Annotated in this window: 16 protein-coding genes; 12 read left to right on the top strand and 4 right to left on the bottom strand. The window is 60.2% G+C overall.

Going from position 1 to position 14,403, the window contains the following annotated elements; all coding sequences use genetic code 11:
* The first annotated feature begins 9 nt into the window (after positions 1 to 9).
* The 10 genes from ACPF7Z_RS10980 to der all read left to right on the top strand — a co-directional run bounded on the left by ACPF7Z_RS10980 (position 10) and on the right by der (position 9,906).
* Positions 10 to 336 carry a HesB/IscA family protein gene (locus ACPF7Z_RS10980; protein WP_425193287.1) on the top strand — a complete coding sequence of 109 codons (327 nt, stop codon included), beginning with the start codon at positions 10 to 12 and terminating at the stop codon, positions 334 to 336.
* 176 nt (positions 337 to 512) lie between these two features.
* Positions 513 to 941: a nucleoside-diphosphate kinase gene (gene ndk, locus ACPF7Z_RS10975; protein ID WP_425193286.1), complete on the top strand. Its 429-nt coding sequence runs from the start codon at positions 513 to 515 to the stop codon at positions 939 to 941.
* 69 nt (positions 942 to 1,010) lie between these two features.
* Positions 1,011 to 2,150 (top strand): 23S rRNA (adenine(2503)-C(2))-methyltransferase RlmN, encoded by a 1,140-nt coding sequence (gene rlmN / locus ACPF7Z_RS10970; protein WP_425193285.1) that lies wholly within the window; start codon positions 1,011 to 1,013, stop codon positions 2,148 to 2,150.
* 123 nt (positions 2,151 to 2,273) lie between these two features.
* On the top strand, positions 2,274 to 3,023 hold the full coding sequence (pilW, locus tag ACPF7Z_RS10965) for a type IV pilus biogenesis/stability protein PilW (protein ID WP_425193284.1): 750 nt from the start codon (positions 2,274 to 2,276) through the stop codon (positions 3,021 to 3,023).
* 27 nt (positions 3,024 to 3,050) lie between these two features.
* Positions 3,051 to 4,118: a RodZ domain-containing protein gene (locus tag ACPF7Z_RS10960; RefSeq protein ID WP_425193283.1), complete on the top strand. Its 1,068-nt coding sequence runs from the start codon at positions 3,051 to 3,053 to the stop codon at positions 4,116 to 4,118.
* Positions 4,119 to 4,127: 9 nt separating this feature from the next.
* Positions 4,128 to 5,243, top strand: coding sequence for a flavodoxin-dependent (E)-4-hydroxy-3-methylbut-2-enyl-diphosphate synthase (gene ispG / locus ACPF7Z_RS10955; protein WP_425193282.1), 1,116 nt, complete (start codon positions 4,128 to 4,130; stop codon positions 5,241 to 5,243).
* Positions 5,244 to 5,311: 68 nt separating this feature from the next.
* Positions 5,312 to 6,592: a histidine--tRNA ligase gene (gene hisS / locus ACPF7Z_RS10950; protein ID WP_425193281.1), complete on the top strand. Its 1,281-nt coding sequence runs from the start codon at positions 5,312 to 5,314 to the stop codon at positions 6,590 to 6,592.
* 85 nt (positions 6,593 to 6,677) lie between these two features.
* Positions 6,678 to 7,337: a YfgM family protein gene (locus tag ACPF7Z_RS10945; protein ID WP_425193280.1), complete on the top strand. Its 660-nt coding sequence runs from the start codon at positions 6,678 to 6,680 to the stop codon at positions 7,335 to 7,337.
* Positions 7,334 to 8,491 (top strand): outer membrane protein assembly factor BamB, encoded by a 1,158-nt coding sequence (bamB, locus tag ACPF7Z_RS10940; RefSeq protein ID WP_425193279.1) that lies wholly within the window; start codon positions 7,334 to 7,336, stop codon positions 8,489 to 8,491. The genes ACPF7Z_RS10945 and bamB overlap by 4 nt, the downstream gene beginning before the upstream one ends.
* An 11-nt stretch (positions 8,492 to 8,502) precedes the next feature.
* On the top strand, positions 8,503 to 9,906 hold the full coding sequence (gene der / locus ACPF7Z_RS10935) for a ribosome biogenesis GTPase Der (protein ID WP_425193278.1): 1,404 nt from the start codon (positions 8,503 to 8,505) through the stop codon (positions 9,904 to 9,906).
* Here the strand turns inward: der and ACPF7Z_RS10930 are convergent.
* On the bottom strand, positions 9,903 to 10,763 hold the full coding sequence (locus tag ACPF7Z_RS10930) for an ATP-binding protein (RefSeq protein WP_425193277.1): 861 nt from the start codon (positions 10,761 to 10,763) through the stop codon (positions 9,903 to 9,905). The two genes, der and ACPF7Z_RS10930, sit on opposite strands and share 4 nt — an antisense overlap.
* Positions 10,764 to 10,872: 109 nt before the next feature.
* Between ACPF7Z_RS10930 and ACPF7Z_RS10925 the strand changes: the two genes are divergently transcribed.
* A complete protein-coding gene (locus tag ACPF7Z_RS10925; protein ID WP_425193276.1) occupies positions 10,873 to 11,667 on the top strand; it encodes a M48 family metallopeptidase in 795 nt (264 codons plus the stop codon).
* Complete coding sequence (locus ACPF7Z_RS10920) at positions 11,667 to 11,924, top strand: hypothetical protein (protein ID WP_425193275.1); 258 nt, start codon at positions 11,667 to 11,669, stop codon at positions 11,922 to 11,924. Before ACPF7Z_RS10925 ends, ACPF7Z_RS10920 begins: the two co-directional genes overlap by 1 nt.
* Here ACPF7Z_RS10920 and aroE read toward each other — a convergent pair.
* From aroE to ACPF7Z_RS10905, 3 genes are read right to left on the bottom strand one after another with little or no spacing between them, the layout of a single operon-like run.
* A complete protein-coding gene (gene aroE / locus ACPF7Z_RS10915; protein WP_425193274.1) occupies positions 11,921 to 12,736 on the bottom strand; it encodes a shikimate dehydrogenase in 816 nt (271 codons plus the stop codon). The two genes, ACPF7Z_RS10920 and aroE, sit on opposite strands and share 4 nt — an antisense overlap.
* Positions 12,737 to 12,765: 29 nt before the next feature.
* Positions 12,766 to 13,698, bottom strand: a complete 933-nt coding sequence (hemF, locus tag ACPF7Z_RS10910) for an oxygen-dependent coproporphyrinogen oxidase (RefSeq protein ID WP_425193273.1) — start codon at positions 13,696 to 13,698, stop codon at positions 12,766 to 12,768.
* 33 nt (positions 13,699 to 13,731) lie between these two features.
* A complete protein-coding gene (locus ACPF7Z_RS10905; RefSeq protein WP_425193272.1) occupies positions 13,732 to 14,298 on the bottom strand; it encodes an L-threonylcarbamoyladenylate synthase in 567 nt (188 codons plus the stop codon).
* Positions 14,299 to 14,403: the final 105 nt, after the last annotated feature.

The raw sequence follows: 14,403 nt of genomic DNA, 5'->3' as shown, positions 1-14,403 counted from the left end.
GAGGTTTTCATGACACAATTTTCGATTACACCCGCCGCCGCCCAGCAGATTCGCCTGGCACTCGATGAACGCGGCCATGGCCTGGGTCTGCGGGTGACCGTCAAGCCCAGCGGTTGCTCCGGATACAGCTACGTTCTCGACTTCGCCGACCAGGAGGCGAGTAATGATGTCACCTTCGAAGAACATGGTGCCAAGGTATTCGTCGCGCCGGAGGCATTGACCATGCTCGACGGCAGCGAAGTGGACTATGTGTCGGAAGGGCTCAACCGCTTCTTTCGCTTCAACAACCCCAACGTCAAGGATCAGTGTGGTTGTGGCGAAAGCTTCAGCGTATGAGAATCATCGCAGACGAGCACCCTGCTCGATGTCTGGATGCGTTATCCGCACCGAGTCGTTATAATGGCGCGATTTTCAATGATGGCTGTTTGATATTTCATTGAAGCATACTCCCCCGCGCCGCTCCTGCGGCGCGCTGCCGTCTCATCCCTCAATCATTTATGGAGATATCCTGCATGGCCAATCAGCGCACCCTGTCCATCATCAAGCCCGATGCCGTTGCGAAAAACGTGATCGGCGAAATCTACAGCCGCTTCGAGAAGGCCGGACTCAAGATCGTTGCCGCCAAGATGCAGCACCTTTCCAAGGAGCAGGCGGAAGGTTTCTACGCCGAGCACAAGGAGCGTGGTTTCTTCGGCGAGCTGGTCGGTTTCATGACCTCTGGGCCGGTGATGGTTCAAGTGCTCGAGGGTGATGATGCCATCGCCAAGAATCGCGATCTAATGGGAGCCACCAATCCCAAGGACGCCGCGCCCGGCACCATTCGCGCCGATTTCGCCCAGTCCATCGACGCCAATGCCGTGCATGGCTCCGATTCACCGGAGTCCGCCGAGCGTGAAGTGGCCTACTTCTTCGGCAATGACGAGATCTGCCCGCGCGGTTGATCCGACGCCGCGGGGGCAAGCCGCCCCCGCTCCCTGCTCCAAGATGCCGTTCACGACGTATCGATACCCATGACCGCACCCGCTCCTACCGCTTCGAACGCTACTCGCACCAACCTGCTCGGCCTCTCCCGGGAGCAGATGGAAGCTTTCTTCGTCTCCATCGGCGAGAAGAAGTTTCGCGCCACCCAGGTGATGAAATGGATTCACCACGAAGGCTGCGACGACTTCGAGGCCATGACCAATCTATCCAAGACACTGCGAACGCGCCTGGCCGAGGTAGCAGAGATTCGCGGACCGGGGGTGGTCTACGAAGGAGCCTCGAAGGATGGCACGCGCAAATGGGTGCTGGAAGTCGAGGACGGCAGCTATGTGGAGACGGTACTGATTCCTTCCGAGAACGGTAGCCGACGTACGCTGTGCGTGTCGTCCCAGGTAGGTTGCTCACTGGACTGCAGCTTCTGTTCTACCGGCAAGCAGGGCTTTCAACGTAATCTGACCGCTGCGGAGATCATCGGCCAGGTGTGGGTGGCGTGCCGCAGCGCCGGCCCGCGTCACGACAGCCTCAGCCGACCCGTGACCAACGTGGTGATGATGGGCATGGGCGAGCCGCTGCTCAATTACGACAACGTCGTGCCGGCGATGAAGCTGATGCTCGATGACATGGCCTACGGCCTGTCCAAGCGTCGCGTCACGCTGTCGACGTCCGGTGTCGTGCCGATGATCGACAAGCTCGGTGACGAACTGGACGTCAGCCTGGCCATTTCGCTGCATGCTGCCAATGATGAACTGCGCAATGAGCTGGTGCCGCTCAACCGAAAGTACAATATTCGCACCCTGCTCGATGCCTGCCAGCGCTATTTGACGAAATGCGCCGATCGACGCATGGTGACCATCGAGTACACCCTGATCAAGGAAGTCAACGATCAGCGGGAGCACGCCGAACAGCTTGCGGCACTGCTCAAGGAACTACCCTGCAAGATCAATCTGATTCCCTTCAATCCCTTCCCGCACTCGGGCTACGAGAAGCCCTCACGTAATCAAGCCATGCGCTTTCAGCAGTGGTTGTACGAATTGGGCTACACGGCGCCGATTCGCATGACCCGAGGCGACGATATCGATGCCGCCTGTGGTCAACTTGTCGGGCGAGTCAAGGATAAAACCCGGCGTCATGAGCGCTATATTCAATCAATTCAGATCGATGCCGATTAACCATAATAGAGCGATCTTGACTTCGATCGTTTACAACGCTTTGATAAGTACGTTTTATCTAATACCAAGGTTGATCAATTCGATCGTTCCCTAATACTTGGCGCGGTCTCGCTAGAGGGTTCCATGAGCCTATTTCGCTATTCACCGATGCCTGTCAAGCCATGGGTCGTGCTGCTCGTCGTAGCATTGCTTTCAGGCTGCGCCATCGATGCAGGATCCGGCTCGAACAGCGCGGAAAAGGATATCGACCAGGCCCTCAAGCTCAACATCACCATGGCCATCGAATACATGGAGCAGGGTAATTTACCCCGCGCCCAGACCAAACTCGACCGGGCCCTTGAGATAAATCCCGACGCTCCAAAGGCGTTGCAGGTCCAGGCGCTGCTCTATCAACGCCAGGGCGAAAGCGCCATGGCGGATCGTTTCTTTCGCCAGGCACTGGCCATGGACCCGACATTTACGCAAGGTCGCAACAATTACGCGGCCTTTCTGTATTCCCAGGGCCGCGTCGAAGAGTCCTGCGACCAACTCGAGCGCGCCTCCCAGGATGTCAAATACAACAACCGTGCCCAGCTACTCACCAATCTGGGACTATGTCAGTGGGAACTCGGCGCTATTCCGGCGGCGCGTGCCAGCCTGACCCGCGCCCAGACCATCGACCCACGCAGCCCACGCAGCTATCTGGTGATGGCACGCATCGATCATGCCCAAGGGAACTATTCCCAGGCCTGGGAACAGTTGCAATCCTACATCCGTCTGGCCGGCGCCACCTCCGAGAGCCTTCAGTTGGCGGAGCAACTTGCCCAAGCCCGAGGCGACAACGACTCCGCCGCTTTTTATTCACGCCAGCTCGATGCCCAAAACGCACCTTGACCCCGAATCAAAGAGGACGGCTCATCCATGAGCGACATACAAGAACGACAGCAACCCGATTTTGAACCCATGCATTCGGGATCACCCGGCAAGCTGCTGAAAGACGAGCGCGAGCGTCAGGGACTCAGCCTCGAAGAGGTGGCCATACAACTCAATCTACGCCCCGCAGTGGTGGCAGGGCTGGAGGGGGATCAGTACGACGAAGTACCCATTTCCGCCTATCGTCGCGGTTATCTACGTGCCTACGCCCGTCTAATGGGTATCGACGAACGCGAAGTCGTCGATGCCTACAACAGCCGGCATGGCCGTGGTGAAGTCGAGCGCAAGGTCACGCCGGTGCATACCGCCAAGCCTCCCTCCCGCGTCGGCCCCTGGATTTTCAAGCTGGTCACGGTGCTGGTGATTCTCGGCCTGATCGCCTTGACCCTGTTGTGGTGGCAAAGCCGTGATGGCAACGATATTTTTGATGGTCTGGGACTCAGCGAAACCACCGAGATGGAAAGTCTCGATGAAGCGCCAATGAGCGATGACGCCAGTGGCACCGCGACCGACAACGCTTCCACGGCTGTCGAGGAGGATAGCGACTTGCCGCCGCTACCGTCGAAAGACGAAGAGCTGGGATTGGTCGAAGACGATGCCGCCAACGACGAAGCCGCCAATGATGCAGAGTCAGCCGGTAACGACGAGGCCACTGGCGACGACGATGCCGCTAGCATGATCGAGCCGGACACTGCACCGGATATGTCCAATAATGCCAATGACGCCGCGAACGAGTCGGCCGAGGCGCAGTCTGAAGAACAGGCTGCTACCACTGAAGACGATGAGGCAGCGCCGGCTGCAGCCTCGCCGGATAGCCGGCGCCTGGCATTCGTTTTCAATGAAGAGTCCTGGACCGAGGTCTTCGACGCCAGCGGGGAGCGTATCCTGGTCGGCCTGCAAGCAGCGGGCACCGAGGCCACCGCGGAAGGCGAACCTCCCTTCCGTCTGACCATCGGCAATGCCGATGGCGTCGAACTGCGGTATCGTGGAGAGGAAGTTGATCTCAACACCCGAGCCGCCGGTACCAATGTCGCCCGTTTCAATCTGGGAGAATGAACCAGCCCTATGCACGCTCAATCTCCGATACAACGGCGCAAGTCGCGCCAGATTCATGTTGGTTCTGTAGCGGTAGGGGGTGATGCCCCCATCTCGGTACAGAGCATGACCAATACCGATACCCTCGATGTCGATGCCACGGTGGCACAGATCGAGCGTCTCGAAGCTGCCGGTGCCGATATCGTGCGTGTCTCGGTGCCGGACATGGACGCCGCTGAAGCCTTCGGCCGTATCAAGCGCCGGGTCAGTGTACCGCTGGTGGCGGATATCCACTTCGACTACAAGATTGCCCTGCGGGTCGCCGAGCTGGGCGTAGATTGTCTACGCATCAACCCCGGCAATATAGGACGCGAAGATCGCGTACGCGCGGTAGTAGGTGCAGCTCGGGACAACGGCATCCCGATTCGTATCGGTGTCAATGCCGGCTCCCTGGAAAAGGACCTGCAGAAGAAATACGGCGAGCCGACACCGGCAGCGCTGGTCGAATCCGCCCTGCGCCATATCGATCATCTCGAGCGCCTCGACTTTCCCGACTTCAAGGTCAGCGTCAAGGCATCCGACGTGTTCATGGCGGTGGCCGCCTATCGCGAACTGGCCACGAAGATCGAACAGCCGCTGCACCTGGGCATCACCGAAGCCGGTGGCCTGCGCTCCGGCACCGTCAAGTCGTCGATTGGCTTGGGTATGCTGCTGATGGACGGCATCGGCGATACCATCCGCGTGTCGCTCGCCGCGGACCCGGTCGAGGAGATCAAGGTTGGCTACGATATGCTCAAGAGCCTCAGACTGCGCTCCAAGGGCATCAACTTCATCGCCTGCCCCAGTTGCTCGCGTCAGAACTTCGACGTCATCGGCACCATGAATGAACTCGAGGCGCGCCTCGAAGATGTCATGACGCCGCTGGACGTGTCGGTCATCGGCTGTGTCGTCAACGGCCCCGGCGAAGCCAAGGAGACCGATATCGGCCTGACCGGTGGCAACCCGGCCAATCTGGTCTACATCGACGGCAAGCCCGCTTCCAAGCTGCGCAACGATCACCTGGTCGACGATCTCGAACGTCTGATCCGCGACAAGGTGCGCGAAAAACAGGCTGCGGAAGAGGACATGATCGTCCGCCAGGGTTGACGCACCGTTTCAGCGGCGCGCTGTAGCGGGTAAGATAGCCCGTCGATCGGTATGTCAGGAGCTTCCCCTTGAGCAAGAAGATTCAAGCCATTCGTGGCATGAACGACCTGTTGCCCGAACAAACGCCTCTCTGGCAGTACTTCGAGGCACAGATCAGGTCGTTGATGCGCCGCTATGGTTATCTCGAGATTCGCACCCCCATTCTCGAGCAAACCGCGCTATTTGCGCGCTCCATCGGCGAAGTCACCGATATTGTCGAAAAGGAGATGTACACCTTTGACGATCGTAACGGCGATAGCCTGACTCTACGCCCGGAAGGTACCGCCAGCTGTGTGCGCGCCGCCATGGAAAACGGTCTGCTGCACAATCAGACCCAACGTCTGTGGTACCAAGGGCCGATGTTCCGTCACGAACGTCCACAGAAAGGACGCTATCGTCAGTTCCATCAGGTCGGTGTCGAGACCTTCGGTCTGGACGGCCCGGATATCGATGCCGAGATCATCCTGCTCTCGGCGCGACTATGGAAGGCACTGGGCCTGTTTGAACACGTTACTCTGGAGCTCAACTCTCTGGGGTCGCTCGACGCTCGGCGTGCTTATCGTGAGACACTGACCGACTATTTCGAATCACATCTTGATCTGCTCGACGAAGATTCACGGCGACGTCTGTCGACTAACCCCCTGCGCATCCTCGACTCCAAGAATCCTGATATGGCGGAGATGCTGGCCGGGGCGCCGCAGTTGCTCGAACACCTCGACGACGAATCGCGGGTCCATTTCACCAAGCTCACCGAGTTGCTCGATGCCGCAGGCATCGCCTATGTCATCAATCCTCGCCTGGTGCGCGGGCTCGACTACTATTCGCGCACCGTGTTCGAGTGGACGACCACGGCGTTGGGCAGCCAAGGTACGGTCTGTGCCGGTGGGCGATACGATGGCCTGGTCGAACAACTGGGCGGCAAACCGACCCCGGCAGTGGGTTTTGCCATGGGGGTCGAACGCCTGATTCTACTGCTTGAAACTCTGGATCTGGTGCCCGCGGAAAGCCAACGTGGCCCGGATGCCTATCTGTTGGCCATGGGCGAGCGTGCCGAACGCGACGCTCTGTTGCTGGGCGAAGAGCTGCGCGACGCCCTGCCCTATTTGACGTTGCAGGTACACTGCGGTGGCGGCGGTTTCAAGAGCCAGATCAAGAAAGCTGACAGGAGCGGCGCGCGCCTGGCCCTGATCCTCGGCGAAGACGAGCTCGACCAGGGCACCCTGGGGCTCAAGTTTCTGCGTGAAGAGCGCGATCAGGAAACCCTGCCTCGAGCGGCGATGATCGAACGCTTGAGAGAATTGCTGTGCTGAATGAGCGCTGCCCATTCATTGAGATCCAGTCTGAAAACTCGGCGTGTGCGGCCAATCATCAGAAAGAACTTAAAGGAGACCGCCCGTGGCGGAGCTAAGAACCGAAGAAGAGCAGCTTGAGGCCCTCAAGCGCTGGTGGAAGGAAAATGGCACCTCGCTGATCGCGGGCGTGGTCATCGCCGTCGCCGGCGTGCTGGGCTGGAATGCCTGGCAGGACTACCAGGAAGGCCAGGCCGAAGCAGCATCGCTGCGTTATCAGGAGCTGTTGTCCCTCGCCGGACAGGACAATCTGGACGACGGCGCTCAAGACCGGGCCCAGCAGTTGGTCGGCGAGCTCCTCGATGATCATGACGGTACCCTCTATGCGGATCTCGCCGTGCTGATCCGAGCACGCCTGGCGATCTCTGACAACGACTACGAATCTGCCATTACGACACTCGAAGCGCTGATTGCCTCTACCGATCGCGATTATCTCAAGGGCTTGGCACGGCTGCGTCTGGCACGGTTGCAACTTGCCCAAGACGAGGCCGAGACGGCACTCGCGACGCTGGAGGCCGGTGTCCCCGACGCCTTGAATGCTCAACGCGCCGATACCCGAGGCGATATCCTCGTCGCATTGGGTCGCGATGACCAGGCCCGCGACGCTTATCAACAAGCGCTGAAACTCTCCCAAGAAGCCGGTCAGCCGGTCTATGGTGTACAGCTCAAACTCGACGACCTGGGAGCGAAGGACCTCACGCTATGAAACTTACCCATTTGCTCGTACCCACCCTGCTGATCACTCTGGTGGCCGGCTGTGCCGGCAAGGTCGAGCCGGAATACCCCCCCAAGGAACTCGAGTCCTTCACCCCTCAGGTCGAACTGAATGGCGTGTGGGATCAGGATATCGGAGACGGCCTGGGTATCGCGCGCTACCCGATCACGCCATCGCTGGACGACGGTCGCCTGTTCGCAGCGGACCAATCCGGCCAGGTACGCGCCATCGACGCCGAGAGTGGTGAAACCCTGTGGCAGATCGAACTGGATACGCCGGTTTCCAGTGGTCTGACAGCGGTGGCCGATCAGGTGTATCTGGGTACCCGCAACGGCCAGGTGCTTGCACTGGATCAGGAAGATGGCTCGGAACTCTGGCGCTCTCGGGTATCCAGCGAGGTACTTGCCGCGCCTCAGCCCAACCGTAGCCTACTGGTAGTGCAAAGTGTCGACGGGGCGGTGACGGCGCTGGATCGCAACAGTGGCGAAGAGCGTTGGGTGTATACCACCAACCAGCCGGCGCTGACGCTACGCGGCACCGGCACCCCGCGCGTGATCGAGCAAGTGACCTTCGCCGGTTTTGCCAATGGTCGTCTGGTAACCTTGGATAACCGCAGCGGCCAATCGCTGTGGGATCTGCGGGTCGCCGTCCCCCAGGGACGCAGCGAGGTGAAACGTCTGGTGGATCTCGACGGTCAGCCGATCCTTACCCGAGACGGTCGCCTTTACGTCACCAGCTATAATGGGCGCCTACTGGCTCTCGAAGCGACCAGCGGTGAAATCCTGTGGTCCCGGGAGGAATCGAGCTATCTCACGCCGCTATTGGTCGACGACACCCTGTACACGGTCAATGACGCCAGCCATGTCCTGGCCCTGGATGCCCTATCCGGTCGTTTGCTGTGGGAATCCGATGCGCTGGAAGGCCGCTGGTTGACGTCGCCGGCCTTTATCGATGGCTATCTCGCCTTAGGCGATTATGAAGGCTATGTTCATCTGCTCGAGGCGGGTAACGGCGAGATCGCCGGGCGTCGGGACATCGGCGGGGACGGCATCAGTCTCCCCGTACTGACCGAGGATGGACGCGTCTTCGTATTATCCAACGATGGCGAACTGAGCGCCTTCGACATCGAATCGACCCAGGATTGAATGCACACTCCATGAGCCCCGTGATCGCCCTGGTGGGCCGCCCCAACGTCGGCAAGTCCACCCTCTTCAACCGCCTGACCCGCACCCGTGATGCGCTGGTGGCCGACTTTCCCGGCCTCACCCGGGATCGCAAGTACGGCAACGGCCAGCTTGGCGACAAGTCCTATACGGTCATCGATACCGGCGGCATCAGCGGTGACGAGGAAGGCATCGATGCCGCCATGGCCGAGCAGTCGCTGGTGGCCATCGACGAGGCGGATATCGTGCTGTTCATGGTCGATGGCCGGACCGGGCTGAATGTCGCCGATGAGGCTATCGCCAATCATCTGCGCGTCAATCAGAAGAAGACCTGGCTGGTTGTCAACAAGACCGATGGTCTGGAAGAGCACTCGGCCATGGCGGATTTCTGGACGCTAGGCATCGGCGATCCTTACCCCATTGCCGCCGCTCATGGACGCAATGTCACGGCGCTGATCGACGAAGTGCTGGCACCGTTCCCCGAACGCGGTGAAGGCTACGCCACCCCAGCGACCGACAAGGGTATTCGCATCGGCGTGATCGGGCGTCCCAATGTCGGCAAGTCGACCCTGGTCAATCGCCTGCTCGGTGAAGAGCGCGTAGTGGTATTCGATGAGGCCGGCACCACCCGGGACGCCATCGAGATCCCCTTCGAACGGCGCGGCCGGCCCTACGTACTGGTGGATACCGCCGGGGTGCGGCGGCGCAAGAACGTCAGCCAGATCGCCGAGAAGTTCTCGATCATCAAGACCCTGGAAGCGATCAAGGAATGCCATGTGGCGATCGTGGTGCTCGATGCCCGTAGCGGCCTGGTCGAACAGGATCTGCATCTGCTCGACTACGTGCTGACCTCGGGACGCGCCCTGGTGCTGGCCGTCAACAAGTGGGATGGCCTGGAAAGCGAACAGCGCGACAAGATGCGTGCAGATGTCAAGCGGCGTCTGGGCTTCGCCGACTATGCCGATCTGCACTTCATCTCGGCGCTGCACGGCACAGCGGTGGGCGATCTGTACCCCTCAATCGAGCGTGCCTTCAAGGCCGCCACCGCGCACTGGTCCACCAACCGCCTGACCACCCTCCTTCAGGACGCGGTAAGCGAGCATCAACCGCCGTTGGTCCATGGTCGACGCATCAAGTTGCGCATGGCCCACCAGGGGGGCAGCAATCCGCCGATCATCGTCGTGCACGGTAACCAGACCGCTTCCCTGCCGGAAGCCTACAAGCGCTATTTGATCAACACCTTCCGTAAGGTGCTCAAGATACGCGGCACTCCGATGCGCTTCGAATTTCGCTCCGGCGACAACCCCTTCGACAGCAACGCCGGCGCCAGCGACCGCGAAAAAGCCAAGAAGCGGGAGTTGGCGAGAACCAAGGAAGCACGCAAGAGTCGTCGCTAGACGCCTGCCTGACTGCCCACCCACTGACAGGCAAACTGCCAGGCCGCGCGACCGCTTCTCACACCGCGCAAGGTGGCATAGCGCAGCGCTTCCTCTCGGGCCTCGTCGCTCCAATGCTCATCCCGCGCCAGATAAGCGACCCAGTGGCGACACGCCTGCAGATAGGTTTCCTGATCGAAGGAATGAAAGGCCAGCCACAGACCGAAACGATCCGAAAGCGAGATCCGTTCCTCCACGGCGTCGCCGTGATGAAGCTCATCACCGACCAGGTGCGTTTGGGCATTGTCATCGATCGACTCGGGAAGTAGATGGCGGCGGTTGGACGTGGCATACAGCAGCACATTCTCCGGAGGGCCGGTCAAGGTGCCATCGAGCACGCTCTTGAGCGCCTTGTAGCCATCGTCACTGCCTTCGAAAGAGAGATCGTCACAATAGACGATGAAGCGTTGCGATGTATCGCGTAGATGGTGAACCAAGGTAGGCAAGCCTACCAGATCGTGGCGATCGACCTGGATGAGTCGTAGACTTTCTGGTGCCAGACTATTGAGCAGTGCCCTTACCAACGACGACTTGCCGCTGCCCCGGGCGCCCCACAGCAGTGCATGATTGGCCGGCAATCCTTGCAGAAAGGCGCGTGTATTGGTGAGCAGTGCGCGCTTCTGGCGCTCGATGCCGATCAGATCCTCCAGACGCACGTCGTCCCGCGGTGTCACCGGCAATAAATGTCCCCCAAGCGGATGACGTTGCCACAAGGCGGCGATATCTCGCGACCAATCCAGTCGCGGCGGCTGGGGCGGCAACCAGGCCTCGACTCGATCGAGTAACAGACCTAGCCGTTGGCTGAGTTCGGCATCCATAAACGCAACTCCTTGTCGACAATGGTTGACGCTGGAAGACATCCGGGTATCTTGAAGCTCAACACCACCACGGTCCAGACAGACAACGTTCAGGAGACAGAAAAAGCGCATGAAATGGATCAACCGTAGCGCGTTAGGAGCATTGCTCATCTCACTCGTGGCCTGTAGCCAGTCGCCCACCGGGCGTTCTCAGTTGACACTGTTCTCCGATGAACAACTCAGCGAGATGGGTCAGCAGAGCTTCGCTCAGTACGAGAAGGAACTACCGGTAGTCCAGGGACAGACCAATACCTATGTGCAGTGTGTCGCCAAGGCCATTACCGGGGAGTTGGAGTCCGGCGGTCAATGGGAGGTCAAGGTGTTCAAGGATGACTCGGCCAACGCCTTTGCGCTGCCCGGTGGTCATATTGGCGTCAATACCGGCTTGCTCAATGTGGCGAAGGATCAAAATCAGCTTGCCACCGTGATTGGTCACGAGGTCGCTCACGTGCTGGCAAGCCATGCCAACGAGCGAGTCTCGCAGCAGGCCGCCACCCAGACCGGTCTATCGGTGGTACAGGCCGCCGCAGGGCTCGACAGCGCCGGTGGCCAGCAATTGATGGGGTTACTCGGAATGGGCGCCCAGTACGGCATCCTGATGCCCTTCTCGCGCAAGCAGGAAAGCGAAGCGGATGCACTGGGGCTGAATTTGATGGCCCAGGCCGGCTTCGATCCGCGTACCAGTATCGAACTGTGGCAGAACATGTCTGCCAACAATCAGGGCCAGCCGCCGGTATGGATGTCGACTCACCCTAGCCACGGCCAGCGCATCGATATTCTGCAGGCGCAGATGGATGAAGCCCTGCGTCTTTATCAGCAGGCCCAGTCCTCAGGCAAGACCCCCAACTGTCAGAGACCGGGCTGATGACGCGATGGGGGGCATTAGTGCTGATTCTGCCGCTCATCATGCTGATGAGCGTGTATTTCTGGGAGCTCGGCGATATACGTGAATGCCAGCTCTCCGGGGGGCACTGGGATTATCTGGCGACGACCTGCCGCGAGCAGCCGCAGCCCTTCACGCCCTTCATCGAGCGTCACTCGTTGCTGGTGAACGGTGGCATGCTGCTCTCGGTGGTGGGGCTCGTGATGTGCTTTCTGGGACTTTATATCAAACGCCGTTAGGCGTTGCCCGGACGAAGCAGCTTGCGCACGGCAGCGGTATCCGGGCGCACATTGCGCCACAAAAAGAAGGATTCCGCTGCCTGTTCGACGAGCATGCCCAGACCGTCCGCGGTGCGGGCATCGTGTTCAGCGGCCCAACGCAAGAACGCCGTGGGTTCATTGGCGTACATCATGTCATAAGCCAAGGCGTCGTCGGCGAACACATCCTCCGGTAGCAGCGGGCGTTCGCCATCCAGACTGGCGCTGGTCCCATTGATGACCAAGTCGAAGGTACCCACCACTTCATCAAAGCCACCGCCGGTGGTTTCCCCCCATTCGAAAAACTCCTTGGCCAATTGACGCGCCTTGTCGGCGGTGCGATTGGCGATCATGAGGGTCGCCGGTCGTACCTCCAGCAGCGGCGCGAGGATGCCACGTACCGCACCCCCTGCTCCCAGCACCAGGATACGAGCCTTCTCCAGAGGCGCCGCCTGGGCTTGAAGATCGCGTACCAGCCCGATGCCATCGGTATTGTCACCATAAGTCTCGCCATCGCGATCCAGCATCAAAGTGTTCACCGCACCGGCGAGTCGCGCTCGCGGACTGAGCGCTTCACATAGCCGATAGGCCTCTTCCTTGAAGGGCACGGTCACGTTGGCACCGCGGCCACCGGCAGCGACAAAGTCACGCCAGGCATCGGCGAAATCCTCCAGTGGCGCCTCGATGGCGTCATAGGTCATGCGCTCACCGGTCTGTTCGGCAAAGGCCGCATGGATCTGCGGTGACCGGGAGTGGCCAATCGGATGACCCAATACGCAATAGCGATCGCTCATGGAATTCTCCAGTGTAAATATTCGATGACTCAGTGAGCGCTTTGGGGCTCCTTGCCCAACCAGTCTCGCGGCTTTAGATAATCGCGGTACAGTACTTCTTCGCGACTCCCCGGCTCCGGTGTCCAACCATAATGCCATTCCGCCACCGGGGGCATGGACATGAGGATCGACTCGGTGCGGCCACCGCTTTGCAGGCCGAACAGCGTGCCGCGATCCCAGACCAGGTTGAACTCGACATAACGTCCGCGGCGATAAAGCTGAAAGGCACGCTCACGCTCGCCGTAGGCCTCATCCCGCCGGCGCTGCAGGATCGGCAGATAGGCCTCGAGGAAGCTATCCCCCACGGCGCGCTGGAAGGCGAAGCAGCGCTCGAATCCCCATTCATTGAGATCGTCGAAGAACAGCCCGCCTACGCCGCGGGTCTCGTCGCGATGCTTGAGATAAAAGTACTCGTCGCACCAGCGCTTGTAGCGCGGATAAACATCATCGCCGAAGGGGGCGCAGGCATCGAAGGCCACTTGGTGCCAATGCACCACGTCCTCTTCGACCGGATAGAAAGGCGTCAAGTCGTACCCGCCCCCGAACCACCACACCGGCGACTCGCCTTCCTTCTCGGCGATGAAGAAGCGCACGTTGCCGTGGCTGGTGGGCACCTGGGGATTATGCGGATGCAGCACCCAGGAAACCCCGACCGCGTGAAAGCTGCGCCCGGCCAATTCGGGACGCGCCGCCGTCGCCGAAGGGGGTAGCGTCGCGCCGAAGACATGGGAGAAATTGACGCCTCCCTTCTCGAATACGGCACCCTTCTCGATGACCCGCGAACGACCGCCGCCGCCCTCCGGGCGGTCCCAAGAATCCTCACGGAAATCTGCACCGGCGTCTTCCTCGGCCAAGGCCTGGCAGAGCCGGTCCTGCAGGTCCAATAGATAGCGCTTGACGTCCTCGAGATTGGCGTGAGCCACAGATAACTCCTTGAATTCGTTGCATCCAAACAATTAGCTGCGCAGTATCTCCCCACTGCGCAGATCACGAATGGTGCTGGGTCGAGCATAGCCACCCAGCGCGCCCTCGACCACCTGAACGGCACTGCCAAAATACGCATGAACGGTGGCGCTATCGAGGGCCGGTGGCTGTTGTGCGTGATTGGCAGACGTCGAGACGACAGGACCGCCGAAAGCGGCGCAGAGTTCGGCAACCAAGGGATGATCGCTGACCCGGAGCGCCACACTGGCATGTTCACCGCGCAATAACGGCTGAGAACGTCCATTGTCCGGCACCAACCAGGTGACATGCCCTGGCCAACTGGCCGCCAGGCGTTGACGATCGACTGCGTCCAGGCCCTTCAACCAGGGATCGAGTTGGTGGATGTCACCGGCGATCAGAATCAGGCCCTTGGCCGGATCGCGCTGCTTGAGATCGATCAGCGTCTGCAACGCTGCAGCATTATCCGGATCGCACCCCAGCCCCCATACCGCCTCGGTGGGATAGGCAATGACCCCGCCTTCGCGCAACCTGGCAATGGCGGAGTTCAGGACAGGTCCCAGCATGGAACGATCGGGCATCGGGAAGGTTTCGACTCGGCAAATGGAGGGCGAATTCTAACATGACCGCCACCGCACAGCAGCCGCCGACCGGCAAGACATAAGGCTTTGCTTGAAAAGGTGGCG

It is taken from the genome of Halomonas sp. GXIMD04776 (assembly GCF_049808615.1).
Classification (GTDB): Bacteria; Pseudomonadota; Gammaproteobacteria; order Pseudomonadales; family Halomonadaceae; genus Modicisalibacter.
The sequence above is the reverse complement of the archived record's forward strand: the minus strand, read 5'-3'. Positions and strand labels throughout refer to the sequence as shown.

Bases quoted from the DNA above. Each gene is read 5' to 3' on its own strand.
- ACPF7Z_RS10980 (WP_425193287.1), top strand. From the start codon at position 10: ATGACACAATTTTCGATTACACCCGCCGCCGCCCAGCAGATTCGCCTG.
- ndk (WP_425193286.1), top strand. From the start codon at position 513: ATGGCCAATCAGCGCACCCTGTCCATCATCAAGCCCGATGCCGTTGCG.
- rlmN (WP_425193285.1), top strand. From the start codon at position 1,011: ATGACCGCACCCGCTCCTACCGCTTCGAACGCTACTCGCACCAACCTG.
- pilW (WP_425193284.1), top strand. From the start codon at position 2,274: ATGAGCCTATTTCGCTATTCACCGATGCCTGTCAAGCCATGGGTCGTG.
- ACPF7Z_RS10960 (WP_425193283.1), top strand. From the start codon at position 3,051: ATGAGCGACATACAAGAACGACAGCAACCCGATTTTGAACCCATGCAT.
- ispG (WP_425193282.1), top strand. From the start codon at position 4,128: ATGCACGCTCAATCTCCGATACAACGGCGCAAGTCGCGCCAGATTCAT.
- bamB (WP_425193279.1), top strand. From the start codon at position 7,334: ATGAAACTTACCCATTTGCTCGTACCCACCCTGCTGATCACTCTGGTG.
- der (WP_425193278.1), top strand. From the start codon at position 8,503: ATGAGCCCCGTGATCGCCCTGGTGGGCCGCCCCAACGTCGGCAAGTCC.
- ACPF7Z_RS10930 (WP_425193277.1), bottom strand. From the start codon at position 10,763: ATGGATGCCGAACTCAGCCAACGGCTAGGTCTGTTACTCGATCGAGTC.
- ACPF7Z_RS10925 (WP_425193276.1), top strand. From the start codon at position 10,873: ATGAAATGGATCAACCGTAGCGCGTTAGGAGCATTGCTCATCTCACTC.
- ACPF7Z_RS10920 (WP_425193275.1), top strand. From the start codon at position 11,667: ATGACGCGATGGGGGGCATTAGTGCTGATTCTGCCGCTCATCATGCTG.
- aroE (WP_425193274.1), bottom strand. From the start codon at position 12,736: ATGAGCGATCGCTATTGCGTATTGGGTCATCCGATTGGCCACTCCCGG.
- ACPF7Z_RS10905 (WP_425193272.1), bottom strand. From the start codon at position 14,298: ATGCCCGATCGTTCCATGCTGGGACCTGTCCTGAACTCCGCCATTGCC.